The following is a 25,207-nucleotide window of genomic DNA, read 5'->3' as shown; positions in this document are numbered from 1 at the left end:
GTGGTTAAAATATTCGATTAATTTTAAGGTATGAGTTTAGTAAAAGCGAAAAAACATTTAGGCCAACATTTTTTAACCGATAAAGGCATTGCCAACCGCATTGTAGAGGCATTGGTAAACACCGATAAATACAATCAGGTTTTAGAGGTAGGGCCAGGGATGGGAATCTTATCTGATTTTTTGCTGCAGCGTAAAGACTTAGAAACTTATCTTATTGATATTGATACCGAATCTTTCCACTTTTTAAATGAAAAATATCCTCAGCTTGGCGATCGGTTGATTAATGGCGATTTTTTGAAACTCGATTTCGATGCTATTTTTCCAGGTCAGTTTGCCATTATTGGTAATTTTCCATACAATATCTCATCACAGATTTTATTTAAGATTTTAGATAACCGCAACAAGGTTGTAGAAATGGTTGGGATGTTTCAGAAAGAAGTTGCCCAACGTTGTGCTTCACCTGCTGGAAGTAAGGATTATGGAATTCTGAGCGTATTTCTTCAGGCCTATTATAAAATCGAATACCTATTTACGGTTAAGCCGGGTACATTTAATCCACCGCCAAAAGTACACTCGGCAGTAATCCGTTTAACCAGAAATGAAGTGGAGACCTTAGACTGCGATGAAAAATTATTCTGGCGGGTGGTTAAGGCAGGTTTTAACCAGCGGAGAAAAACTTTACGTAATGCTGTTTCGGCGGTGATGCCTAAAGATAAAATGGACGACCATATCTACTTCGAGAAACGTGCCGAGCAGTTAACCGTGGCTGATTTCGTGGCCTTAACACAGCATGTGACTAAGTTGATGCAACCTTAAGCCTTAATTTTTCGTCTATCTTGAATAAATTAAAGAATGATATGAAAAATCAAATCACTATCTCTTTTAGTATCCTTTTATTATCTATAATAATGGTTGGTTGTTCAGTGTTACATATGGACCCCAAGTCGTTATACATCATGAAACCTTTAGCTCCAAGCACAAAACTATCAATATATCTGGAGGACAGATCTGCATTTGATATGGATATCCAGAATACTTCAAAAGATACTTTAATACTCAAAAGGGCAAATCAGAAAGATCAGGTAATAGTCAATAATAAGATTTCGATAGCGGTAGATCCTAAAGTTGATATTGAGATATTAAATGTTTCCAGGAAAGAGATTGAGCCTACAGTTCGGATATATAATCATAAGTCAAAAGTTATTAATGAGGTAAGTGACATTAAATAAGCACTAAAAATCTGATTTTTCTACTACATGTTGTTACATCAAATTGCAAAGTAATGATCATTCTTATCTAATTTCTCCTTTCCTTTGCGCTGTATTTTTAAGGAAATCTTATGATAAATTATCGCGAAATTTTTGAGGAACAAGGCATTGACTATTTAACCTATCGTGCATTGATTGATCAACTTCTGTTAGAGGGAAAGGCTACCGGTGATGTAACTTACGATTTGCACTATACTAAAATGAATGTGCAAAGGATGAGTCGTGTGGATAAAACAGTTAGCTTAACCGATGAGTTGACTTCAACCATTGATCATCTTAAAGAAAATTATAAATTTTTAGTGATTACCGAAGGCTGGTGTGGCGATGCTGCCCAGATTGTTCCGGTGTTCAATAAAATCGCAACTGCATCATTAGGTAAAATTGATCTGAAATTTGTTTTACGCGATAAAAACCTCCCGTTAATTGATGCGCATTTAACCAATGGTGGAAGAGCTATTCCGGTTTTAATTGTGTTAAATGAATCAGCAGACCAAGTTTTAGGAACCTGGGGGCCAAGGCCACAAATTTTGCAGGAGCTTTTAAAAGAGTGGAGAAAAGAAAGCACTGAAATGCCAATTTTGGCAGAAAAACTTCACGGCTGGTACGCTAAAGATAAAACGCAGACGACACAAGCCGGATTAAATGAACTTTTGAAGGGGCTAAAGTTATAATCTTATAATTTCATTTTAGGCGGTCGTCACCCTGAACTTGTTTCAGGGTCTATCTAAAGATGCTGAAACAAGTTCAGCATGACGATTCGTAGAAAAAATCTTACTTCGTAAATTTAATCAACAGAAACAGTTAATCCCTCTTGCTGTAAAATTTTGCGGTAAACTTCCATCTCGGTAAATGATCCTTCCAAAACTGGGCATTTTCCATCATTATGCACTTTCCAGGCAATTTTCTCAGCCTGCGATTCGTTATAATCTAGATATTTCATCATGCAGTAAATCACATGATCGAAAGTATTGATATCATCATTCCACAAAATAAGGCGATGTACGGTTTTTAGGGAAGTTAAAATTTCTTCGAGCGTAAAGGTCTCTTCTTTGGTTTCTGTAGACATGGCGCAAAAATAAACAATAATTTAGAAGATTTGAGCTATTAGACCTGAGATATTAGATTTTAGGATATTGCGATGAAATCTCACGTCTCAAATCGCAGCTCTCATATCTTTTTTAATTAACTAACTTTGTTTAACCAAATTATAATAACACGAGTATGCACCAGTCTAAAATAGCCGGAATAGGTTACTACGTTCCGAAAAATGTATATACCAACGATGATTTAAGCCGTTTTATGGATACCAACGATGCGTGGATCCAGGAACGTACCGGTATTAAAGAGCGCCGTTTTGCCGATCGTAACGAGGAAACCACTACCACAATGGGTATTGAGGCAGCCAAAATCGCGATCGAAAGGGCTGGTATTACCGTTAAGGATGTCGATTTTATCGTTTTTGCCACCTTAAGCCCCGATTATTATTTCCCGGGTTGTGGCGTACTACTGCAACGCGAAATGGGCATGGGCGAAATTGGTGCTTTAGATATCCGCAACCAATGTTCGGGCTTTGTTTATGCACTTTCTGTGGCCGATCAGTTTGTGAAAACAGGTATGTATAAAAATGTGCTGGTAGTGGGAAGCGAGAAACATTCGTTCGCGATGGATTTCGAAACCCGTAGCCGTAATGTATCGGTGATTTTTGGCGATGGTGCTGGCGCTGTTGTATTACAGCCTACAGATGAACCCGGAAAAGGGATTTTAAGTACACATTTGCATAGCGATGGTGCCGATGCCGAAATCCTGGCCATGTATTATCCAGGTTCTCATGCCAATAAATGGTTGAAAGATAAACCTGCCTATCCTGAACAGGAGCTTGGTGGCTTATTTATGACGCAGGAAATTTTGGATAGCGGTGCCGCTTTACCTTATATGGATGGGCCATCGGTTTTCAAAAAAGCGGTGGTAAAATTTCCTGAAGTAATTAAAGAGGCTTTGGCTGCAAATAATTTAACAGAGAAAGATATTGATATGTTGGTGCCACATCAGGCAAATCTGCGTATTAGCCAGTATGTGCAGCAGTTGTTGGGTTTAAATGATGATCAGGTTTTTAATAACATCCAGAAATATGGCAATACTACAGCAGCTTCTGTTCCTATTGCCTTGTGCGAAGCTTGGGAAGCAGGCAAAATTAAAGGTGGCGATCTGGTTTGCCTTGCCGCATTCGGATCGGGTTTTACCTGGGCCAGCGCGTTGATTAGGTGGTAGGTTTAGGGTTTAGTTAAAATAACCAAGCAAATTAATATAAAATAGACTGTTTTCTCATTAATATAGATTCGTCATTTCGAGCGAAGTGCAACGAAGTGGAGAACCCGAAGGCTCAGCGAAGCTAAATCTGTTAAAATAGATAAGTGTTGTACTGCAAAGTTTCACTGTTTTATACCATTAAGGAGTTAAGGGCATTAAGGTTTTATCGCATGGTTCCTAACTACCTTAACTTCTTAATGGTCAAACGTGCTTATTGCGTTTTTGGCTTAATAAAATCTCCTAAATAACTACACTCGCCCGCCGCAACAGCATAAAAAGGCGTTTTGCCATAGCTAAACCTTAATTCTTTAAGATAAGGGTTGTTGTAATTTGCCTTGATGAAGTTTCTCCATTTCACATCCTTTTTATCATAATAATAAAATGATAACGGGTTTGCATTCATGATGATCTGTTTCTGTAAACATTTAGCCAACATAAATGTACATTTTGCTTTAAAATCAGCATTGGTACTTAATGCTCTGGCTTTTAAATACCAGGCTTTTGCCGTTTGCGCTTTTTTATAATCGCCATCGTATACATATTTTGCTGGGTTGCTGTTGTCGTATGATGACCAGTCGTAACTGATTAAAAACCAGCTGTTGCCGTAGTAGCCGGTTTGGTAAACTGCATTGGCCATTTTATAATAGTAAAGCGCAGCATTCTTTTTATCACTGATGGTTAATTTCTGCAAGCGGAGCATTTCAGCTGCAAAAGCTTTTTTGGTAATTGATGTTTTCGCTGTTACATATTTTTTTGGATAATCGTTTATCGTTTCGATGAAAGGATTAGCATAAAGTTTAGCGTTGGCTTCATCAGCGTACCAGTTATCGGGGTTAAAATATTTGTAACCTGGCGAAACCTTTGCAAACATTTGAACGGCCTTATCATATTGATGTGTGCGTAAATAAGTTGTGCCAAAAAGTTCATAAAAATCATCGTTTTTGAGCTGGTTTAAAGCCGAAGCCAACAAAGCGGTAACATCATTGCCTGTTGCCCTGGTTTTATAAACAGCTAAGCCCTGCATGCTTTTCGGACTTAAGTTTTTCTGCCAAAAAGCAATACTTTGATAACTCATGTTCTGGAAAAGTGAATTCTCTTTTAACGTTTTGTATTCCAGGTCGCCTTTAACCATTGCTAATGCCGCTTTCGCAGTATCGCCCATACTCAAATAAGCTGGAGCCAATATTTGCTGATAAAAATTTCTGGTCGTTCTGCTAAAGCGTTTGCTGGCACGATCTGTATCATAATAATATGGTCCTTTTGGTTGCTCGCTGTTCTCTGCAAAACGTTTTTCGTCAAGCCATTTTAAGGTCGGTAATAAATCGTTCTCATTAAAAGGGTTTCCTTTTTTGATGTTTTTCGCCTTGATCAATAAATCGGTAATGCGGTATTGGTCGCGTAATCTTTCTGGTAGTTTATCTGGTTTTAGGATTGCAAGGTAATTTGTCGCCAGAAAATCTTTGTTCTCCATCCACGATAAATAAGCTGCGGTTAAAGTGCCTAGCTCAGGCTGCGGATATTTTTTTTCGGTTGCCAGTTTTACCGCAAAATTCCTGATTTCATTCAGTTGTTTAAGATTGACGGCTTTTAGACTGTCTTTATATTTAGAATTGCCATTATCCGAAAAATAATAATTATAGCCAATTTTGGCAATATCGTTCGCCTCGATAAGATCTTGCTCTAATTTATTTACTTCACGTACCAGCAGCGTGCCGTTAAGCTGGCTTTTTGGTTCGTACTGATAAACTTTATTCAGACTTTCTATACCCGAATCAGCATCTCCAAACCCGTTTATCGCCCAGATATTGGCTTTCTCGTTATTGGTTTTGGCATATTTTAGCGCCCCGTTAACTGGCGAGCTGGTGTAATAATAATTTTTATATGCCTGTACTCTTCGCTCTGGGTTGCTTGCAAAAACCTTCGAGAATAAAAAGGCAGATTCTTCAGGATTTCCCAACCTACGGGTCGATCCGGCATAGAGTGCTAATGCCCAGCCCTTAACCGCACTGTTTACCTTACTGGTTTTGATATACTTTTCGTAGGTCGATTTGCTTTCGGCGTGCAATCCTGCAAAATGAAACATCCGTTCAGCTTGGTAAGCGTAACGCAGTTTAAGAAAATCGTCTTTCTCTGCTTCTGTTAATTTTAGACCTTCTTGGGCTTTTGAACCCATGGCAGTCGTATCACGGGGATTAGGATCCCAAAGACTAAAATCCACATTGGCCAAAGGTTCACAGCTTTTGGCGAATTGATAATACTTTAGTGATTCTTTGCGTTTGCTTAACGCCTTGATAAAACTATTCTGTTGTAAGCTATCGGGTAATTGTGATGCGTTACCATCAAAATTAACGAGTTTTATGTCAGTTGCACTATCTGTTTTGTACATTACTTTTAGCACATCTTCTTTTTTAACATTGAGGTATTTTGCCCATTCACGACTATTGATATCTGGCTCGCTTTCTATATCCGTTTCGCTGTTGAGGTATACCATCTGGTTGTAGGCGAACGGAGAATATTCATCCCCTTCTATGTTGTTGTGGAAATAAGAAATGTAATAATCGTAAGGATCTATCTCACCGCCACAGGCAAGATTTACGGCAATTTCGCCGAAAAAAGTAATCAGGAATACACTAAAAATTAGCGATAACTTTTTGAACGTCTTCATTAGTAAAATGTTTTAAAAGGTCGGTGTCTAAATGGTAAAAAACGAGGTTCCGGTCTCTAGGGCTTAAATATCGGGATAAAAATTTAGAGGTCGAAAGTAAATCTTCAGTGGAAATCTGTTCCCACCTTACCACATCTCCTTTTTTTAACCCAGCTGCRGAATAATCAACCAAAAGATCATAAAGAATCGAATTTCCCCTCTGTTTAAAAAGTTTTTTATCCCCGATCTGGGTTTTGCCTATTCGTTTGGAGATACCCGCATATTGCCCGTTCCTGAATACCACTGCCCATTCGAAAATGGGTAAGGCCACATCAAGTGGTAAGGGATATTGTTCCAGGAAATCTTTTAAGTAGAGATCCATTTCGTGCTGATCCAGTATGGAATTTTGTTCACCATATTTACGCAGGTTACCCATATTATAACACATTAAAATGGCCTTTTCTACAGGAGGTACGCCGCTTGATACGATGTTTTTAACCTGATGCAACCGCAAGGTTACCGAAATGGTTTTTCCCTTTAAAAGCGGATTCGCCTTTAATTGTTCGAGAAATTTAAAATACCTGTTTCTGGTGCCTTTGGTCCAATCACAATCAATCTGTAATTCCATATAATTTTGCTTTCCTGCCTGTTTTACCTTTGCGGCTACAAATTTAACAATGCGATCTGCCATAACCGCTGTTTGCATGGTGTCAATCTTGTTAAAAACCTCGTTAACGATAAACACAACGGGGATAATGTCGATCTGTTTAGGTAGGGGATCTGAAAATTTAATCGGCGAAATAGGTACAGGTAGCTGCAGATCTGGATTAAAATCTACATCCATAATCCGCATGTACAAAGATTTAGATTTAAATTGATCAAGATAACTGGTTTCTTCCTTTTTGTTCTGATAATCCGTTTTCCAATAATAAAAAGTAGGGTGAACAATTGATTTTTGCATACACCCAAGGAAGAGAAACACAGAAATCACTAAAATACTTATCTTGCGCATATCAATTTTATTGAGCAAAAGTAGTATAAAATGCGAGCAGTTTTACAAAGAGTTACACAGGCAAGTTGCACAGTTGATGGTGAGGTTACGGGAGCGATTGATACCGGATTTTTAGTGTTGTTAGGCATAGAAGATGCCGATGCTTTAGAGGATTTGGATTGGTTAGCACAGAAAATTATCGGTATGCGTGTTTTTGGAGATGAAAACGGAATGATGAATAAAGCACTTGCCGATGTGAGCGGAGATATTTTATTGATCAGTCAGTTTACCTTATTTGCATCTACCAAAAAAGGAAACCGTCCAGGTTTTACAAGGGCAGCACGACCAGATGTGGCGATTCCACTTTACGAGAAAATGATTGAAAAGCTATCGGCTTTATTGGGTAAAAAAGTAAAAACCGGAATTTTTGGTGCTGATATGAAAATCGCACTTTTAAACGATGGACCAGTTACAATTTTGATTGATACAAAAGATAAGGAATAATTAAATTTAAACAATAGCGGCGTAACTTATTAAGTCTTTTTTTGTCAAAAAACAATATTAATTTATTTCCAAAATTTAACCTAAGCTAATATGAAGGGTAAAAATCCGAACCAGCTAGCGGAGTACAGTTGTCTTGTGTTTTTTCTGATTTTAAAGTTAGTGTTATCTTTTGTATTGGTCAATTCAGTTTACGAATTGCACCGTGATGAATTTCTGCATTTAGATCAGGCAAACCACCTCGCTGCGGGTTTCACCTCTGTTCCGCCGTTAACCTCGCTATTTTCATGGCTTATTAAAGCTTTTGGCAATGGATATTTCGTGGTAAAGCTTGTTCCTGCGTTATTAGGCGCCTTCACCATATTGTACTGCTGGAAAATTGTCGGTTTTTTAAAGGGTAACTTACTGGCCAAATGCCTGGTTGCTGTAGCTTGCCTGTGTTCTGCCATGCTTAGGCTAAATACCCTTTACCAGCCCAATTCTTTCGATGTTTTGGCGTGGACAGCTATATTCTATTATCTGTTAAAATATTTCGATAAAAACGAAGCCAGATACCTGTATGCCTTTGCCATTTTTGTCGCTTTAGGTTTTTTAAATAAATACAACATCCTTTTTCTCATAATTGGTTTACTACCAGCTATACTCATTACATCAAAACGAAAAATATTTACCGATAAACATCTTTATCTGGCCATTTTACTGGCGCTTTTAATCATTTCGCCCAATGTAATCTGGCAGATTAACAATCACTTTCCGGTGCTCGCCCACATGAAACTTTTACAGGCAACTCAATTGGTTCATGTAAACCGGATTGATTTTTTTATCGGACAGTTCCTCTTTTTTATCAATTCGATCTTTATTCTTTTAGCAGGCATTGGCAGCCTGATTTTTTATAAGGATTTCAGCAAATACAGATGGATTATTCTCTCCTACCTGTTTACACTTATTGTATTTAGCTATTTTAAGGCAAAAGATTATTATGCATTAGGCTTATATCCGGTTTTACTGGCTTTTGGTGCGCATTATTTAAGTCGGGTTTTAGCAAAGAAATATGTACTAACGGGATTACTGTTTGCTTTTAATATTGGCTCATTCATTTATTTGATACCGCTTATTATGCCAGTTTATAGTCCTGATGAAATTGTAGCACATCATAAGAGATTTGAACGGGTAGGTGCCTTGCGATGGGAAGACGGGAGAAACCACCAGCTGCCACAAGATTATGCCGATATGCAGGGCTGGAAAGAATTGGCAACACTTGTTGATGTTGCTTACGGGAAGGTTAAAGATAAATCTACCGTATTGGTACGTGCCGATAATTATGGCCAAGCAGGTGCGATTAACTATTATTCAAAATATAAAAATATAAATGCGGTATCGTACAATGCCGATTATCTTTATTGGTTTAAAATGGATAAACCGATCAAGGATTTAATTATGATCACCGAATGGAACGATGAAGATCCTCAGCGTAAGAGAGAGCAGCCATTTTTTGTCAAGATTACCAAAATTGGGGAAATAAAAACACCTTATGTGAGAGAAGAAGGTGCAGGTGTGTTTTTGCTCGAAGGTGCCAATATCAAAGTGAGCAGCATTATAAAATCAGAAATAGAAGAAGAAAAACATGACCATTAACGAAGCACAGGAAACCGTAGACCATTGGATTAAAACCACAGGCATCCGCTATTTTAACGAACTCACTAATACCGCCATTTTGATGGAAGAGGTTGGAGAAGTAGCCCGTATTATGGCCCGTAAATACGGCGAGCAGTCATTTAAAAAAAGCGACGAAGAGGTAAACCTCGCCGATGAAATGGCCGACGTGATGTTCGTTTTAATCTGTCTGGCTAATCAAACAGGCATAAACCTTACCGATGCTTTAGAAAAGAACCTTGAAAAAAAGAGCATCCGCGATGCAGATAGGCACAAGAATAATGAGAAGCTTAAGTGAATTATTGAGTGATTGAATTTTGACTGAGTGAATGAAGGGTATTTAATAGCATTCAATCATTCTTTTGGCTTAGCCAACGAACTCCATCAAACTCCTATATGCCACAAAGCGGTTTTTGTATCTTTCGTTTAGTTCAGCCTGTAAAGCAGGTGCAAATATTTCCTGGTATTTATTGTAATGATCTAATGTTTCGGCAACGTACTGTGCGCAATAGGTTACCCCTTCGTTCGGTGAGTCTACAACCTTTAATAAACGGTTGGAAATAAACATACCCGTAGCCATCACTTCAGGGATATGAACATCTTGCATCCACTGTAACCACTCTTCGGCTGCTGCATCATCAAGGATGAGCGTAACATTATATAAAAACATGGCACAAAGGTAAATAATATATAAATGTTAAAAAATTGATGATAATGGATTTTATTCTTTAAAGTGGTGTCAATCTGTTAAATTTGACGAATCCCATTGTTTTTAAGCATGATACGAACTAACGACTCTCAAAAAATAGACAATTCCACACGTAATTATATTTATACTGGGTACCTAACTGCAATTTTCGGCGGCATTTTAGGGCTGATGATTGGTTGGGATTTAATGAAGAAAAAGAGAACATTAAATACTGGCGAAAAGGTTTTTTCTTATTCACTAACCGATAGGCAGCATGGCGCCAGAATTTTAATTTTGGCAGCAATTTGCTTCGTTTTGTTGCTAACCTTAACTATTATTGCATTAGATGCCTAAGCCATCCATATCCAGAAATGATTGTCATTACCAAATCTTCTACTACAAAAGAGCTTGAAGGCATTCTTGAGCTTCAAAAGCAAAACTTAAAGAAAGATTTAACTCCAGAACAAATAAAAGAAGAAGGCTTTGTTACCGTTTCGCATTCGCTTGATGATCTGGAAAAGATGCATCGGCACGAACCCAACATTATTGCAAAAGATGAAGAATTGGTAGTGGCTTATGTGTTAGCAATGACTGAGGAATCTAAAAATGATATCCCAAGATTGGTTGAAATGTACGAAAGTTTCGATCACATGCAATATCACGGTAAATCCATTTCTTCTTATTCCTATATCGTTGTAGGGCAGGTGTGCGTTAGTCAGGCTTATCGTGGTAAAGGTTTGTTCGATCAATGTTATGGGGCTTATAAAGATTATTTTAAATCTAAATACGATTTCGCAATCACCGAAATTGCAAGCATCAATTTACGGTCAATGAATGCACATAAACGTATTGGTTTCGAGGTTATTCATACTTATACAGATCACAGCGCGGTAGAATGGAACGTTGTGGTTTGGGACTGGAAACGTTATAGCGTTTGGCGTTGAGGGTGTGGGGCAATTAACCAGTTACAACAATTAACCGATTAACCATTACGAACGCACTAATGACTAATGAACCATTGAACTAATCAAACTCCATCTCCGCGTAAATTCCTAAACCTTTTCCTGGCTTCGGCACTGAACATGCTCCCCGGGTAATCCGTAATAAGTTTCTGGAAATAGATTTTGGCCTGCGCAATGTCGTTCAATTTCTTTTCATAAAGATCGCCCAATGTAAAAAGTGCATCGTCTGTCCAAATCCCATCTTTAAAATCTTCAGTTACCTTTTTCAAGATATCGGCTGCCTTTTGGAAATCGTTGGCTTTGATGAGAATTCTTGCTTTACTCATCATTATCGCGTCGGTTAGGCTATTTTGTGGAAACGCTATCGCAATACTATCCATTTTTTTAACTGCTCGTTCAGGGAGGTTTCTGAATAAAAGCATCTCTGCATCGGCATACATTTTTAGTGCGTTGCTATCAGCAGGGGTTTGAATATTATCGTTAATCAGTAGACTCAGATTCAGCGCATCGTTTGCAATGAGTTGTGAAGTCGCAGCCTTTAAAACTAAGCATTGGCCATTGCTGTATTCGAAATTACCCTGATAAAAGGAAAGTTTTGCGCTCCTGAAGCGTGCTTCATTTCCTACGGGTTGCCCCTCAAATTGTTTGCTCACTTGCTCGTACACTAAAAAAGCTTCCCAGGGTTGGTTGGTTAAAATATAAATATCGCCTAAATCGAGTTTCAGTTGGCCTAACTCCTGATCGTTAATGCCAGGCATTTTTATGGCTTCTTCCAGTTCTTTTTCTGCACTACTGGGTTGATTTAAATAGTAAGCCTGCAAGTTTGCGAGTTTTTTTATCGCGAAAAGTGTGTTTCTGTTCTTGCCGTTTTCGTCCAGTAAGGCCTGATAATCTTTCGCTAACAGATCAAGGTCGGCTACTGTATATTTCCCGTTGGTGCGCAGGTTATACTTGGTATTGAGCATTTCTATTTTTGAAGGAAGATAATACTGGTTATCTTTTCCTTTAGTTAACAGGTAATCGTAAGCTTTAATCGCTGTTTCGTATGCGCCATTGTCAACAAATGTATAAATGGCATTAAACAAGGTACCTCCATCAGCTTTGGTGCGTTTATCGTATGCAATTAGTTGGCGCAGGGCCATATCAAATTCCTGTTGTTGAATATAGTTCCAGGTAAGTAACTGAATATAAATTTCGGCATCGGGCTCTTTCTGTATTTTCCTTAAAATGGCTGCCTGAAAGGTTTGGTAATCGTTTTTGTCCTCAAAAATAGATGCCAGTACGGCTTCAGCCTGCGGTAAAAGCTGCGGCATGGTGCCCATGGCATCAAGGTACTCTTGCATGAGCATGGGCTTATCCTTTTTAAAACGGTAGATATTTAATAGCTCAAAGGCAAAGAGTTGATCGTTGCCCAACAGTTTTCTTCCCTGCTTAAAAGTTTGAACCGCAAATTCATAATTTTCAAAACGATAAAAACTATTGGCTAAATTCCTGATCTTAAATTCATCTTTCGGAAGTTTATTAATAACATCGGTAAAAATCTTGTTTGCCGCTTGTACATCACCCTTCTCTTGATAAAGTTTGCCCAATGCTATTGGATAAACATCACCCTGTGGATTTTTTTTTATTTCCCTTTTAACCACTTTCTCCGCAACGTCATAACGCTTCAGTTTAACCAATGTATTAAAGTAAATGTCGAAATAGGCTTCGTTATTGGGTATGGCATAAAGTTTTTCCAGTAGCACAACTGCTTTTTCATAATCACCATCATTATAGTATTGAATGGCCAGGCTACTTTCATCAGGTGCAATCTGTTGATTGGGACGGAAGATTTGTGCGTTGGCCCAAAGAGATAGAAATAAGAATATGATGAAAAGCAAGCGGTTCATAAACCCTAAATTATAAGTTTTAAATGTAACATTTTAATACATCTTTAGCTAAAGCATCAATTGATATTAAACGTATTTTAAATGTTACCTGTATTTTATTTTGTAGGTATTTTATAAATACTAAATTGAACCACGACTTATTATTGATTGCATAAGTAACATTGTTGGTGTAAATCGCAGTTAAGTTGTTATGATACTTATTTTTGTCATCCCGTAAAGGATTTATTTATGCTAAAAAAGATTTTTCTATTGTTAATGGTTGCATTGATCTGGGCCTGTAAAGGCGCTAACAATGATACTATTCCTGTGGACGACTTTTTTAAAACGCAGGATAAAGCCTATTATCGCATTTCTCCGGACGGGAAAAGTCTTTCTTATTTAAAGCTTCATGATAAAAAACTTGATCTTTTTGTTGAAGATCTTGCTACTGGAAATAGTCTTCAGTTAACCCATTTGAATGGGAAGAATATTAGTTTTCATTTCTGGACCAGCAATAACGAGTTGATTTATTATACTGAAGATGAATCTAAAGAGCGTAAATCGGATATTTTCGTGATCAATAAAGATGGAAGCAAGCAGGTTCAGCTGAGTGCAAACGAGAAAAACAGGTTGAGGGTAATAGAAGATCAGTTGATTGATGATAAATACATTATTGTTGCATCCAATAAACGCGATTCGACAGTTTTCGATGTTTACCGCTTAAATGTTCGGAATGGTAAAATGGATATTGCAGCTAAAAACCCCGGCAATATTACCGAATGGATGACAGATAACAGAGGGGTGTTGAAAATTGCTGTAGCGAGTGATGGGGTGAACGAAACTTTAATGTACCGGGAAAACGAAAACCAGGCCTTTGCTCCGGTAATTACCAATAATTTCGAAACCACTTTACAGCCAGTTGCCTTCTCCGAAAGCCAACCTAATATACTTTATGTCATTTCAAATGTAAATAGGGATAAGAATGCACTAGTGGCACTCGATTTAAAAACTGGTAAAGAGAAACAAGTGCTTTTTGCAAACGATACCTTAAATGTAGTAGATGCAAAATATTCGCGACCACAAAAGAAAATGCTTTTTGTAACCTGCGAAACCTGGAAAAAGGAAAAATATTACCTGGATGACAGTACGAAGATTACCTATTCCAAAATAGATCGGCTTTTGCCAGGTACCGAATGGAAAATTATGGATAAAGATAAAATGGACAAGGTTTTTGTGGTAAGAACATTTACTGATAAAAATCCGGGTTCCTATTATCTCTATACCGTTAGCGAGAATAAACTTAAAAAACTAACTGATATTAGCCCATCTATTAAACAGGGCGATATGAGTGTCATGAAACCAATCTGTTTTAAAAGTTCGGATAATTTAACCATTAACGGTTATTTAACCTTACCCAAAAATAAAAAGGCTGTTAATTTGCCTGTAGTGGTTCTGCCACATAATGGCCCTGCAGGGAGAAATAGTTGGGGCTATAATGCAGAAGTTCAATTTTTGGCTAACCGTGGTTATGCTGTTTTGCAGGTAAACTATCGTGGGTCTACCGGCTATGGTAAATCTTTTTATGCCGCTGGTTTTAAGCAGTGGAGCGATAAAATCCAGGAAGACGTTAACGATGGTGTAAAATGGTTAATTGCCAAAAAAATTGCCAATCCTAAAAAAATCGCCATTTATGGCAATGGTTTTGGCGGTTATATTGCATTAAATTGTTTGTATAAAAATCCCGATCTTTATAAATGTGGTGGATCAAATTCAGGAGTAATCAATTTGTTTAGTTACCTGAAAACCATCCCACCGTTTTTAAAAGCGAATTTGCAGATGTATTATGAAATTGTTGGCAATCCGGTAACAGATACCGATTATATGCGGTTTGCATCACCTGTTTTCCATGCCGACCGGTTTAAAGCGCCTGTGTTTATAGCACAGAATCCTAAAGATCCTCGTGTTAATGTAGCGGAAGGTGTTCAGTTTATTAAAGAGCTGAAAAAACGGAATGTTCAGGTTACCTATATCGAAAAGGAAGAAGGTCCAAACCCTATAGTACGTCAACAAAGTAGAACTGCTCTGTACAAAGCATTAGAAGAATTTTTACAGGAAAATCTAGGTAAGAAATAGGGTATGGCCTTAGATAAAAAAAGTGGATATCGTAAAAATTTCTCGCTCGGTATAACCTTCATTGTACTCATTTCCATTCTTTTTATTCTATCGCTTTTTTTAGCGTTTAACTACAGCAAGAAATCGATTGAGAACGATTTTGTATCTGAGAAAGTAAACGTGCTAGAGCAGAGTATTAAGCCTTATAACGATTTCTTTCAGAATAAAATGCCCGAGATTTCGTATTATAGTGGCTTTTTAGATTCTTCTACAGCAGCAAAGTTTGTAGATACCGTGATGTTAAAATATCCTTTTATCTCGAAGGTTACTTTTTACGATACAGAGGTAAAGAATGTTCCCGTAAAAGATGGGATCAACGCAAACCACTTAGGTATTGGCCCTAAATCTATTTTTCAGTTTGGCAAAGGTGTTAAACCCGATTCGGTAAAATTATATTCAGAAGATGATACCAGATCTTTTAATGTGGGGAGCGATTTTAATGCAATAGCCATAAAACTTGCCACTTTTGTTGAGGATCTGGATACAGCATCGGTACCTACACAAGAGGAATTGTTTACTAATTTTTCTATCGTTAACTCGAATGAAAATAAAATCACCTATTTAAATATTCCGCGTCGGGAAGATTTAAGGGCCTATAAAGATATGATCAGACGGAAGTTAAATCCAGCGCCTGTTTATCAACAGGATGTACTGGTTTTTAATCTCGATGCACATAAAATAAAGATCATCAATACCAGGCCATTGTTGTACCAAACGATCAGGATTGAGCCGTTGACTTACGATCCGATTGATACTTCTGACGAAAATATTAATACCGAAATTGCTCTGCCGGGCGCATTTTCTGATTTTAAACTCTACCTTATTTCATCAAGATCTTACATCAAGAAAGAAATTTTTATTTACTTCATGCCGATCGCCCTGGTGCTTTTATTGGTATACGGCGTACTTTTATTGGTTGCTTTTTTGATTTACCGTAACCTGAATATCAATAGCAAAATGTTTAAGCTGCAGTACGATTTTGTGAATAACCTTACGCATGAGTTTAAAACGCCCGTCAGCGTGATTAAGATTGCGGGAAACAATATTAAAAGTGCTACTACATTAAGCCAGAGGGAACAGCAACTTTATGGCAAGATACTGGATGAAGAAGCCGACAAGCTGAATGGCTTAATGAACAAATTACTGGCCTTTACGCAGATTGAAAATAAGGCGATTAAGCTGAATCAGGAAGAAGTTAATATTGTAGATTTTATTGAAAGTACCATCGAATCGCATACATTAAAACATCCCGATTTTAATATTACCTACGAGGTGGTGGGCTTTAAAACCTTTATTACCGATCCGGTATTATTGGGGAGTTTATTCGATAATCYGGCAGAGAATGCCTACAAATATTCGAAACCAGAACAGAAAAAATTACACATTAGTGCAAAGTTGATTAAAGGGGTGCTGGTTTTTCGGTTTGCCGATAAGGGAATAGGTATCGCAGCATCAGAATTAAACAATATATTTAAGAAGTTTTTCAGGATACAGAATGAATATAACCAAATGGGCAGTGTAGGCCTGGGTTTGGCATTCTGCAAAGAACTGGTTAACTTTATGGAGGGAGAAATCTCTGTAAAAAGTAAAGTAGGAAGTGGTACTGAATTTAAGATTGTGCTGCCTTATAATAGTTAAATTTTAGGAGTTGGAAGGTTGTAAAGTTGAGTTTAACCCTTTAAACATTACAGCGTTTCAACATTACAACCGCATATAAAACACACATACAAATGTCAAAAGAAGTAAAAATATTAATTGTAGAAGATGATGAAAATCTTCGCTTTCTTGTGGCCCACCGTTTAAAGGCTGAAGGTTATACTGTGCTTGAAGCAAATGATGGCGAAGCTGGTGAAAGAATGATTGTTGCCGATCAGCCTGATATTGTTTTATTGGATTGGATGATGCCGGGTAAACAGGGTGCCGAAGTTTGTGAGAATGTGCGCAAGCAAGGATTCGAAAACCTGATCATTATGATGACTGCTAAAGCGCAGGATGTTGATAAAATTGACGCCTATAACTTTGGTGCATCTGATTATATTACCAAACCATTTAATATGGATGTTTTGGTTGCGATGTTGGAGAGTAAGGTGAAATTTATTGTGAATAAAGATACGGCCGAAATTCACCGTTTTGGTAATATGGAACATCATCCAAACATCCACACGTTGTTTAGGGATGGAAAGAAGATCGAGTTAACGATATTGGAAAACCGTATCCTCCTTTATTTCTTGCGCAACCCAGGTAAAGTTATCAACCGTGATGAATTGATGTTGGTGGTGTGGGGCTACAACTCTGATGTGAATACAAGAACGCTTGATATGCATATTGTGCGTTTACGTAAGAAGATAGAATTGAACCCTGATAATCCGCAGTTATTACAAACTGTTAGGGGGGTAGGTTATCGCTTTAACGCGGGATAAATATAATTCTTGAATGAGAGAATGATTGAATTAGCGAATGTTTTAGGCCTGATGCCGATATTCTCTCATTCAATCATTCAAAACTCACTCATTCAAAACTCACTCATGTTTAGTCTAAGCCCTCTTCAAAGTAAATATTGTAATCTCAGGTAAAATACCAACCCTGCCCGGATAACCTAAAAAGCCATAGCCCACATTAACATAAAGCTGTTGTTTTTGCTCCTGGTACAAACCCGCCCATTCTTTGTAAATGTATTGCACCGGGCTCCATTGAACCTCTTTGAAACGAACGCCAAACTGCATTCCGTGGGTGTGTCCGCTAAACATCGCATCTATTTGTGGATATTTCTTTAAAACCTCTCCACGCCAGTGCGAAGGATCGTGACTAAGCAAAAGTTTAACCGGTAAATCGTCTGTATGCTGAACTGCAAGCTCCATTTTTCCATATTTAGGGAAGCGGCCCATTCCCCAGTTTTCAATACCTAAAATCCCGATTTCTTCTCCATCTACTTTTAATCTCCGGTTTTCGTTCATTAGTAAATCGTATCCCATTACTTTATGCACATCAACCATATCTTTCAGGTTTTTTACCTTGGCAGGAGAAGATTCTTTGCCAAAAAAATAATCACCATAATCGTGGTTTCCCAATGTTGAATATACACCTAGAGGTGCTTTTACTTTCGAAAATATATCCTGATAATCTCTTACCTCGTTGGTAAGGTTATTCACTAAATCGCCGGTGAAAAAAACGAAATCGGGTTTCTCGCCCAATAGCATTTCTACACCGCCCTTTACGGCTGTTTTATTGTAAAAGCTTCCAGAGTGGATATCCGAAATCTGCCCCATGGTAATGCCGTCGAAAGCTTTGGGTAGGTTAGGGAGGATTAAATTTACCCGTCGTACCTGATAATCGTATGCGCCAGAAATAATGCCCCAGCTTAATGAAGTTAAGGGTACTGCTGCTGCCACCAATCCGGCCTTAACCAAAAACTCAGAGCGTGAAATGGGTTCTGCTGTTGTATTTTGTGCTGTAGAAACTTCACTTTTTTTGTTCCTCCTGAAAAATTTAATGAATAACCTTCGTAAATCATCCAAGATCAAAAATGGAAGCATAGCCAGTTTACAGGCAACGGTTAAAAAGAAGGCAACCAAAATAATAGCTCTTAACGTAAGGAAAAGGTTGAGGTAAATGCCGCAGAAAACGCCGAAAATTAAGAGTAGGCTATAACTCCAATAGGCAATAGCGAATACTTTTTTAGTGGTCGGTTTCCATTTTTTAAAAACAGCGATTATGGCTTTGTAACAATAAATATCAAAAGCAATGATGAATATGCAGGCGGCAATGATGAAAGGTAGTCTTCCCATACGATCGGGTTATTCGGGTTAAATTAAAAAATAAGACAGGTTCTTTTGACCCGTCTAAATTAAGTATTTGAAGTAAATATATTATTTAATATTCGTTGAGGATGATCTAAAAAGGCTTTGTAAACCCTGTAAACTTCCGATTCCTCATATTTAACCTTAGCTATTTTATTTCCCGACATTTCGTATATCCAGGCATTGGGGTAGGATAATAAGATCGGAGAGTGTGTGGCTATAATGAATTGGGCATTTTTGTTTACCAGATTATTAATTTTGGATAACATGGCTATTTGTTTAGTAGCAGAAAGCGCCGATTCGGGCTCATCGAGGATATAAACACCATTGCCCCAAAATCGGTTCGTAAATAGTGACCAAAACGATTCCCCGTGCGATTGTTCGTGTAAGGAAATATGCCCATATGATTCTATCGCTTGCAATTTATCAACCTCACTAGCAACATTATAAAAACTTTCTCCCCTTAAAAAGAAACCATCCTTAATTTGTTTAAAACTTTTAGTTATCGCTAAATAACTATGCAAAACTGAATGTGTTTCTGAAGTTCTAAAGTTGAAGTTTTTACTGCCACCCTCTGCATTGAAACCAAGATAAACTGCAATAGCTTCAATCAGGGTCGATTTTCCAACCCCGTTTTCGCCAGTAAAAAATGTAACATTAGGATGGAAGTCTAACTTTTCAAAAGATTTTAAGCATGGAATATTAAACGGATACCCATTAGGAAGGTTCTCTTGTTTTAACCTTAGCGATAAAAGATATCCGTTAAACTCCATTGATTTTATCTGAAATCGTCTTCGTCCTCTTCTTCGTCAAATTCGGCGTTAAATAAACTGCCAAACATATCAGAGAAACCGAAGCCGCCATTTAAATAATTTTTGCTTAATTGCGAATATTCAGCTAAACCATGCAATACGAACTCCATTAACAATAAAGTTTGATTTTCGCTTAATTTAGGATGAAACTTCTTTACCAGATCGTATAAACTTGGGACCAGCATCAGCGCTTTTTTATACTGTGCATTGGTTAAAGCATCGGTAACATCTACATTGTTGCCTTCCGTAAACCATTCAGTTACTTCGGTATAAGGATTGGCCGTTTTACTTTTCTTTGCTTTTTCAGGATCAGGGAAGTAACGCGCAAACAACGTTTTAACCGCTTTACCGATTAAGGTTGTAGCTACATGCGCTGGCCCTTCCAGTTCGCCTTCGTAAACCAGTTCTATTTTACCGGTTATTGCCGGGATAATTCCTGCAAGGTCAGATAAACGTACAAAAGTATTTTTCTCGTCTGCAATCAGCATTCTTCTTTCAGCCRTGCTGATTAAATTTTCATAAGCCGAAATGGTTAATCTGGCTGAAACACCCGATTTCTGATCGATATATTCACTTTTACGTGCCTCAAAAGCAATCTGCTCGATTAAATCCTTTACCAAACCATCGGCCTCAATATTGGCTTTTTGATCGGTGGTTAATTTTGCCTCTTGAAAAGTAATTTTGCGCGAAATTTCGATGGTTTTAGGATAGTGCGTCAAAATCTGACTTTCAATCCTATCTTTCAAAGGTGTAACAATGCTTCCACGGTTGGTGTAATCTTCAGGGTTTGCGGTAAATACAAACTGAATATCCAGGGGTAAACGGAGTTTAAAACCACGGATCTGGATATCTTTCTCCTGCAGCATGTTAAATAATGCCACCTGGATACGGGCCTGTAAATCCGGAAGCTCATTAATCACGAAAATGCTGCGGTGTGCACGCGGAATTAATCCAAAGTGGATTACACGCTCATCATTATAGGTTAATTTCAATGTTGCGGCTTTAATGGGGTCAACATCGCCAATTAAATCGGCAACAGTAACGTCGGGCGTGGCCAGTTTTTCGGTATACCTTTCGCTACGGTGCAACCAGGCAATTCCGGTATCATCTCCTTTTATGGCAATTTCGTTTTTAGCATACCAAGAAATCGGGTTCAACGGATCATCAAAAATTTCACTCCCGGCCACGTATGGTACATATTCATCCAATAGGTTTACCATTAAACGGGCAATCCGTGTTTTAGCCTGCCCACGCAAACCTAAAAGTAAAATATTGTGGCGCGATAAAATGGCCGTTTGCAATTCAGGAATCACCGTTTCATCATAGCCGATAATGCCCTCAAAATCGGTTTTTTTATCGCGGAGAACTTTAATCAGATTTTCCCTAAGCTCTTCCTTTACAGATCTCGATTTATATCCTGTGGTTTTTAATTCGCCTAATGTGGTGTTTTGCATCTTTTAAAATGGGTTTAAGGTTTAAGGTTTAGGGTTTAAGGTTGCAGCACGCAACATCAATCGCTAAATCTTCCCTTGTTTAAATGTTTCTAAGACTCGTTAAATAGGTCTTTTCGGCTTTAGGTTTTACCTTAAACCTTCCACCTTTTGCCCTCTACCTTATTTAACCGTCTTACGTCTGTTTTTAATGTAATCTTCAAAAATGTATTCGCCCAAGCCATTTAATGAGCTATAAAAAGCCCTGCCGCCATTAATTTCTGTAAACTGGCGCACAAACTGTTGCAGGTAAGGGTCTTTGGCAATCATAAATGTAGTAATCGGGATCTTCAGGCGCTTACATTGGGCAGCCATGTTTAAGGTTTTATTAATTACCTTCCTATCCAAACCCATACTGTTTTTATAGTATTTGCCATTTTCTTTTAAGCAGGTTGGTTTTCCGTCGGTAATCATGAAAATCTGCTTATTATGCGTTTTCCTGCGACGGAGTAAATCAGCAGCCAATTCTAATCCCGCATAAGTATTGGTATGGTAAGGACCAACCTGTAAATAAGGTAGGTCTTTCACGCTAATTGGCCAGGCGTCATTTCCGAAAACCACAATGTCTAAAGTATCTTTAGGGTATTTCGTTTTAATCAGCTCGGCCAAAGCCATCGCAACTTTTTTTGCAGGGGTAATCCGGTCTTCGCCATATAAGATCATCGAGTGCGAAATATCGATCATCAATACGGTAGATGTTAAGGTTTTAAAATCCTTTTCCTCTACTTCCAGATCGCGATCGGTTAAGGTGAAATCACCAATCCCATGGTTAATCTGCGCATTGTGGATAGAAGCCGTCATATCAATCTGATCCAAACTATCCCCAAAGCTGTATTCGCGTCTATCGGCATTTTTTTCTTCACCAACTCCTGATTGGTTACTGTTGTGATTTCCCCGTCCTGACTTTTTTAGTTTCCCGAAAATTTCATCAAGGGCCGATTTGCGGATAGTCTGTTCGGTTTTGGCTGTAATTTTAAATTCCCCAGATTGATTGTCTTCCGTAAGATAACCTTTGTCTTTCAGATCGTCGATAAAATTACCAATGCCGTAATCGTTATTGGTTAGTTTATATTGTTTGTCGAGCTCGTTCAGCCAGCTTAAAGCCTCTGCTGCATCTCCAGCTGTATAATTCAGCAGTTCGCTAAATAATTTCAGCAACTCATCAAACCCACCCTTTGGCGTATCGCCCGGCTTATAATCAGAAAAACGAAAACCTCTCATGTGCTTGTATTAACGATTTATCGAAGATAAAAGTTTCGCTTTGTATTAATTTAAGCGCGGTGTCATATTTGGAACAAAGCAGAAAGGTAAAAGACCAAAGCAGATTGAACTGCAAATTGCCAATTTAAAACTGTCAAACTGATCTGGGCGTTTCCCAATCCCGTGAAAAACGGGAAAGGGGCGGGCTTTTCAGGGCTGCGCTTCGCTTCGGTACCGATAAAGACCTGTGAAACAAGCAAGCATACCGTAATTAAATAAAAACAGATGCTTAATCGGTACTGAACCCTTACAATCCCTAACGCAAAACCCACCGTTTTAGGGTAGACCTCGCAGGTTTTTAAAACCTGCGAGGTCTACGAAGGCTTACCCCAAGGCCATATGATAAATCTTTTTATTGTACTCTGGATTTGCGCCAGGCTGAGAGGCTACAAATGCCCCAACTTTGCAGGCGTTATCTAATGTGGTCTCCATAGGGTAACCTTGTAGGTAACAGGCAATAAATGTGGCTAAAAAGGCATCACCGGCACCAACTGTATCGGCCACTTGTACTTTGTAACCAGCATGTTTAAACAACTTGCCATCTTTTAACACACAGGCGCCTTTATCACCAAGTGTGAGACAGATGATTTCAATGTTAAACTGACTGGAAAGTTGCTTTAAAAGTTGCTCATCGGTATTGCCAGTTAAAGCAAACGCTTCTTTCACCCATAAAATTTCATCTTCATTTATTTTTAGGATATCCGCTTTTGCCAAAAGCGTTCCAATTAATTCTTTTGTATAAAAAGGAGCACGGAGGTTTATGTCAAAGATTTTAGTCTTTGCATTTTCTAAGAGCGTAAGGATAGTTTTTTTAGATTCTTCCGCTCTACAGGTTAAGCTGCAATATACCAATGCATCTGCCTGTTTTACGGCGGCTATGTTTTTATCGTTGATTTTGATGTCATCCCATGCTACAGGTTGTTTAATCGTATAAGTGGCCTGATGGTTTTCATCCAACCGCACAACAACCGTACTGGTTGGTAACTCGGTGTTTACCTGAATCAAATCAGTTGCAAAATGACTGCTGGCTAGAAAATCAAATAGCTCTTTTCCATTTTCATCATCACCAATTGCGCTAATAAAACTGCTATCTATACTTTGTTTATGCAAATTAAGCGCAACGTTCATGCTCGAGCCGCCAGCTTTTTTACCCTCTGGGAAAACATCCCAGAGTATTTCGCCAATTGTGATTACTTTATTTTGCATAGGAGATTTATAGATATGTAAATAAAGAATTTTTACGCATGGAACAAAATAATTTGTTTCTTATCTTTAATTTTTACCTCAACTTAAATAACCATGAAAAGAATACTTGTAATTGCATTGTTTTTAACTTCTTTTAGCGCTTTTGCTCAAAATGCAAATGATAAACAAGCCATACTTAATTTACTCGAAAAGCAACGCACGGATTGGAACAAAGGCGATGTTGAAGCCTTTATGCAGGGTTATGAAAAATCGGATAGTTTACTTTTTGTAGGTAAAAACGGGCCAACTTATGGCTGGCAGAAAACATTGGATAATTATAAGAAGGGCTATCCGGATAAATCGGCAATGGGTTTTTTGGTGTTTGGAATTAAAAAGGTCGATTTTTTAAAGCCTGATCTGGCTTTTATATTGGGCAGTTGGAATGTTAAACGCGAAAAAGATGAACTTAAAGGATATTTTACCTTGTTAATTAAAAAAATTAAGGGCGAATGGAAAGTAGTTGCTGATCATAGCAGCTAAGGATGGAAGGTTTTGATCAAATCGTCATTCTCAACTTGATTGGGAATCGTAATGCAATAAGCTTATAGAATTGTCATCCTGAGCTTGTCGAAGGACCTGCCATAGCCCGTATAAGGCGTTTCGACAAGCTCAACGTGACAAACCTAATGAAACTAGGTTTATAATACAGCCTCTAGAATAAATTTAATGGCGATGAAATCGCCACTTTCATGCATCCCGATTGCAAATCGGGACAATTATTACTCCCCCAGCTTAAAATCCTTATAATAATAATCCTTATCTGCATCTGTTAACTGGCGGATTACCCTACATGGATTTCCTGCGGCAAAAACATTATCAGGAATATCCCTGGTTACAATACTACCTGATCCGATGACCACATTAGATCCGATTTTTACCCCTGGATTAATCACTACATTTCCACCGATCCAAACACTGTTGCCAATGGTCACTTCCTGTGCCCATTCATATTCCTGATCGCGTAAATGTGCATGAATAGGATGGCCTGCGGTATAAATAGCCACATTTGGTGCAATAAAAACGCTATTGCCAATGCGTACCTTGGCGCAATCTAAAATAACAAGGTTAAAATTTGCGTAAAAATTATCGCCAATTTCGATGTTGTAGCCATAATCGCATCTAAATGGAGGTTCCACATAAAACATCCGCTCTGTTTTCCCGAATAACCTTTTTAATAACTCTTTTCGTTGTTTGATAAATTTTGGCGCTAGGTTATTAAACTCGAAAACAATTTCACGCGCTTTTAATCTTTCTTTTGATAGTTCTTCGCCGCCAGCCAGATAGGCTTTGCCAGCCAGCATTTTTTCTTTTTCGCTAAGGATATTGTTTTCCATCTTAGGTGTCTGATTTTTAATTTCAGGTGTTTAAGCGCAATAATAACAAAAACGGGGCTATCGTAACCGATGCCCCGTTGTATTTTACTTTTTCAATACTTTTCTATGGTCTGCCTTTGGCTAAAGCCCTTTCGGCAATTTTAACTGCTTTTTTCTCTCTCCAGTGGGCGTATTTTTCTTTAAAAGTCATTTTGATTAAACTGTCTATCGCACCG

Annotated in this window: 24 protein-coding genes; 13 read left to right on the top strand and 11 right to left on the bottom strand. The window is 38.1% G+C overall.

Features of this window, described 5'->3' with window-relative positions; genetic code table 11:
- The first annotated feature begins 30 nt into the window (after nucleotides 1–30).
- The 3 genes from rsmA (at nucleotide 31) to AC1DND_RS00495 (ending at nucleotide 1,939) form a co-directional block, all read left to right on the top strand.
- Complete coding sequence (gene rsmA / locus AC1DND_RS00505; protein ID WP_477578209.1) at nucleotides 31–816, top strand: 16S rRNA (adenine(1518)-N(6)/adenine(1519)-N(6))-dimethyltransferase RsmA; 786 nt, start codon at nucleotides 31–33, stop codon at nucleotides 814–816.
- Nucleotides 817–956: 140 nt separating this feature from the next.
- A complete protein-coding gene (locus AC1DND_RS00500; RefSeq protein WP_477578207.1) occupies nucleotides 957–1,229 on the top strand; it encodes a hypothetical protein in 273 nt (90 codons plus the stop codon).
- A gap of 110 nt (nucleotides 1,230–1,339) precedes the next feature.
- Nucleotides 1,340–1,939, top strand: coding sequence for a thioredoxin family protein (locus AC1DND_RS00495; protein WP_477578205.1), 600 nt, complete (start codon nucleotides 1,340–1,342; stop codon nucleotides 1,937–1,939).
- 113 nt (nucleotides 1,940–2,052) lie between these two features.
- On the opposite strand, the gene AC1DND_RS00490 is transcribed toward AC1DND_RS00495, so the two are convergent.
- Nucleotides 2,053–2,334: an ATP-dependent Clp protease adaptor ClpS gene (locus AC1DND_RS00490; protein WP_029274160.1), complete on the bottom strand. Its 282-nt coding sequence runs from the start codon at nucleotides 2,332–2,334 to the stop codon at nucleotides 2,053–2,055.
- A gap of 155 nt (nucleotides 2,335–2,489) precedes the next feature.
- Between AC1DND_RS00490 and AC1DND_RS00485 the strand changes: the two genes are divergently transcribed.
- Nucleotides 2,490–3,536 (top strand): 3-oxoacyl-ACP synthase III family protein, encoded by a 1,047-nt coding sequence (locus AC1DND_RS00485; protein WP_477578202.1) that lies wholly within the window; start codon nucleotides 2,490–2,492, stop codon nucleotides 3,534–3,536.
- A 250-nt stretch (nucleotides 3,537–3,786) separates the two neighbouring features.
- On the opposite strand, the gene AC1DND_RS00480 is transcribed toward AC1DND_RS00485, so the two are convergent.
- On the bottom strand, nucleotides 3,787–6,240 hold the full coding sequence (locus tag AC1DND_RS00480; protein WP_477578200.1) for a hypothetical protein: 2,454 nt from the start codon (nucleotides 6,238–6,240) through the stop codon (nucleotides 3,787–3,789).
- Nucleotides 6,206–7,180, bottom strand: coding sequence for a hypothetical protein (locus AC1DND_RS00475; RefSeq protein ID WP_477578198.1), 975 nt, complete (start codon nucleotides 7,178–7,180; stop codon nucleotides 6,206–6,208). The genes AC1DND_RS00480 and AC1DND_RS00475 overlap by 35 nt, the downstream gene beginning before the upstream one ends.
- An 81-nt stretch (nucleotides 7,181–7,261) precedes the next feature.
- Here AC1DND_RS00475 and dtd point away from each other — a divergent pair, with 81 nt between their 5' ends.
- The 3 genes from dtd to AC1DND_RS00460 all read left to right on the top strand — a co-directional run bounded on the left by dtd (nucleotide 7,262) and on the right by AC1DND_RS00460 (nucleotide 9,662).
- The gene (gene dtd / locus AC1DND_RS00470; RefSeq protein ID WP_477578197.1) at nucleotides 7,262–7,714 is read left to right on the top strand and encodes a D-aminoacyl-tRNA deacylase; all 453 of its coding nucleotides are present in this window, start codon (nucleotides 7,262–7,264) and stop codon (nucleotides 7,712–7,714) included.
- A gap of 90 nt (nucleotides 7,715–7,804) precedes the next feature.
- Nucleotides 7,805–9,346 carry a glycosyltransferase family 39 protein gene (locus AC1DND_RS00465; RefSeq protein ID WP_477578195.1) on the top strand — a complete coding sequence of 514 codons (1,542 nt, stop codon included), beginning with the start codon at nucleotides 7,805–7,807 and terminating at the stop codon, nucleotides 9,344–9,346.
- On the top strand, nucleotides 9,336–9,662 hold the full coding sequence (locus AC1DND_RS00460; RefSeq protein ID WP_230144398.1) for a nucleotide pyrophosphohydrolase: 327 nt from the start codon (nucleotides 9,336–9,338) through the stop codon (nucleotides 9,660–9,662). The genes AC1DND_RS00465 and AC1DND_RS00460 overlap by 11 nt, the downstream gene beginning before the upstream one ends.
- Nucleotides 9,663–9,731: 69 nt before the next feature.
- On the opposite strand, the gene AC1DND_RS00455 is transcribed toward AC1DND_RS00460, so the two are convergent.
- Entirely contained in the window at nucleotides 9,732–10,034 is a 303-nt protein-coding gene (locus tag AC1DND_RS00455) for a DUF4286 family protein (RefSeq protein ID WP_230144399.1), read from the bottom strand.
- Nucleotides 10,035–10,142: 108 nt separating this feature from the next.
- On the opposite strand from AC1DND_RS00455, the gene AC1DND_RS00450 reads away from it, so the two are divergent.
- Both AC1DND_RS00450 and AC1DND_RS00445 read left to right on the top strand, forming a co-directional pair.
- Nucleotides 10,143–10,406, top strand: a complete 264-nt coding sequence (locus AC1DND_RS00450; protein WP_477578194.1) for a hypothetical protein — start codon at nucleotides 10,143–10,145, stop codon at nucleotides 10,404–10,406.
- Between the two features lie 17 nt (nucleotides 10,407–10,423).
- Nucleotides 10,424–10,996 (top strand): GNAT family N-acetyltransferase, encoded by a 573-nt coding sequence (locus tag AC1DND_RS00445; RefSeq protein ID WP_477578193.1) that lies wholly within the window; start codon nucleotides 10,424–10,426, stop codon nucleotides 10,994–10,996.
- Nucleotides 10,997–11,079: 83 nt separating this feature from the next.
- On the opposite strand, the gene AC1DND_RS00440 is transcribed toward AC1DND_RS00445, so the two are convergent.
- Entirely contained in the window at nucleotides 11,080–12,903 is a 1,824-nt protein-coding gene (locus AC1DND_RS00440) for a tetratricopeptide repeat protein (RefSeq protein WP_477578191.1), read from the bottom strand.
- A gap of 228 nt (nucleotides 12,904–13,131) precedes the next feature.
- On the opposite strand from AC1DND_RS00440, the gene AC1DND_RS00435 reads away from it, so the two are divergent.
- The 3 genes from AC1DND_RS00435 to AC1DND_RS00425 all read left to right on the top strand — a co-directional run bounded on the left by AC1DND_RS00435 (nucleotide 13,132) and on the right by AC1DND_RS00425 (nucleotide 17,474).
- Entirely contained in the window at nucleotides 13,132–15,015 is a 1,884-nt protein-coding gene (locus AC1DND_RS00435; protein WP_477578189.1) for a S9 family peptidase, read from the top strand.
- 3 nt (nucleotides 15,016–15,018) lie between these two features.
- On the top strand, nucleotides 15,019–16,692 hold the full coding sequence (locus AC1DND_RS00430) for a sensor histidine kinase (RefSeq protein WP_477578187.1): 1,674 nt from the start codon (nucleotides 15,019–15,021) through the stop codon (nucleotides 16,690–16,692).
- A gap of 92 nt (nucleotides 16,693–16,784) precedes the next feature.
- Entirely contained in the window at nucleotides 16,785–17,474 is a 690-nt protein-coding gene (locus tag AC1DND_RS00425; protein ID WP_029274172.1) for a response regulator transcription factor, read from the top strand.
- A 114-nt stretch (nucleotides 17,475–17,588) separates the two neighbouring features.
- Here the strand turns inward: AC1DND_RS00425 and AC1DND_RS00420 are convergent, their stop codons facing one another.
- From AC1DND_RS00420 to AC1DND_RS00400, 5 genes are all read right to left on the bottom strand, one after another.
- Nucleotides 17,589–18,839 carry a metallophosphoesterase gene (locus tag AC1DND_RS00420; protein WP_477578185.1) on the bottom strand — a complete coding sequence of 417 codons (1,251 nt, stop codon included), beginning with the start codon at nucleotides 18,837–18,839 and terminating at the stop codon, nucleotides 17,589–17,591.
- Between the two features lie 59 nt (nucleotides 18,840–18,898).
- Nucleotides 18,899–19,624, bottom strand: a complete 726-nt coding sequence (locus tag AC1DND_RS00415; RefSeq protein ID WP_477578183.1) for an AAA family ATPase — start codon at nucleotides 19,622–19,624, stop codon at nucleotides 18,899–18,901.
- Nucleotides 19,625–19,629: 5 nt separating this feature from the next.
- Nucleotides 19,630–21,117, bottom strand: a complete 1,488-nt coding sequence (locus tag AC1DND_RS00410; RefSeq protein WP_477578181.1) for a P-loop NTPase family protein — start codon at nucleotides 21,115–21,117, stop codon at nucleotides 19,630–19,632.
- Between the two features lie 159 nt (nucleotides 21,118–21,276).
- Nucleotides 21,277–22,374 carry a vWA domain-containing protein gene (locus AC1DND_RS00405; protein WP_131030386.1) on the bottom strand — a complete coding sequence of 366 codons (1,098 nt, stop codon included), beginning with the start codon at nucleotides 22,372–22,374 and terminating at the stop codon, nucleotides 21,277–21,279.
- Nucleotides 22,375–22,737: 363 nt separating this feature from the next.
- Complete coding sequence (locus AC1DND_RS00400; RefSeq protein ID WP_477578179.1) at nucleotides 22,738–23,619, bottom strand: carbohydrate kinase family protein; 882 nt, start codon at nucleotides 23,617–23,619, stop codon at nucleotides 22,738–22,740.
- A gap of 93 nt (nucleotides 23,620–23,712) precedes the next feature.
- Here AC1DND_RS00400 and AC1DND_RS00395 point away from each other — a divergent pair, with 93 nt between their 5' ends.
- Complete coding sequence (locus AC1DND_RS00395) at nucleotides 23,713–24,138, top strand: YybH family protein (protein ID WP_477578177.1); 426 nt, start codon at nucleotides 23,713–23,715, stop codon at nucleotides 24,136–24,138.
- Nucleotides 24,139–24,377: 239 nt separating this feature from the next.
- On the opposite strand, the gene AC1DND_RS00390 is transcribed toward AC1DND_RS00395, so the two are convergent.
- Nucleotides 24,378–24,992: a sugar O-acetyltransferase gene (locus AC1DND_RS00390; RefSeq protein ID WP_477578176.1), complete on the bottom strand. Its 615-nt coding sequence runs from the start codon at nucleotides 24,990–24,992 to the stop codon at nucleotides 24,378–24,380.
- Nucleotides 24,993–25,207: the final 215 nt, after the last annotated feature.

The sequence above is a fragment of the Pedobacter sp. 01N416 genome, assembly GCF_056399685.1.
This window is presented reverse-complemented; position numbering and strand designations above follow the sequence as displayed.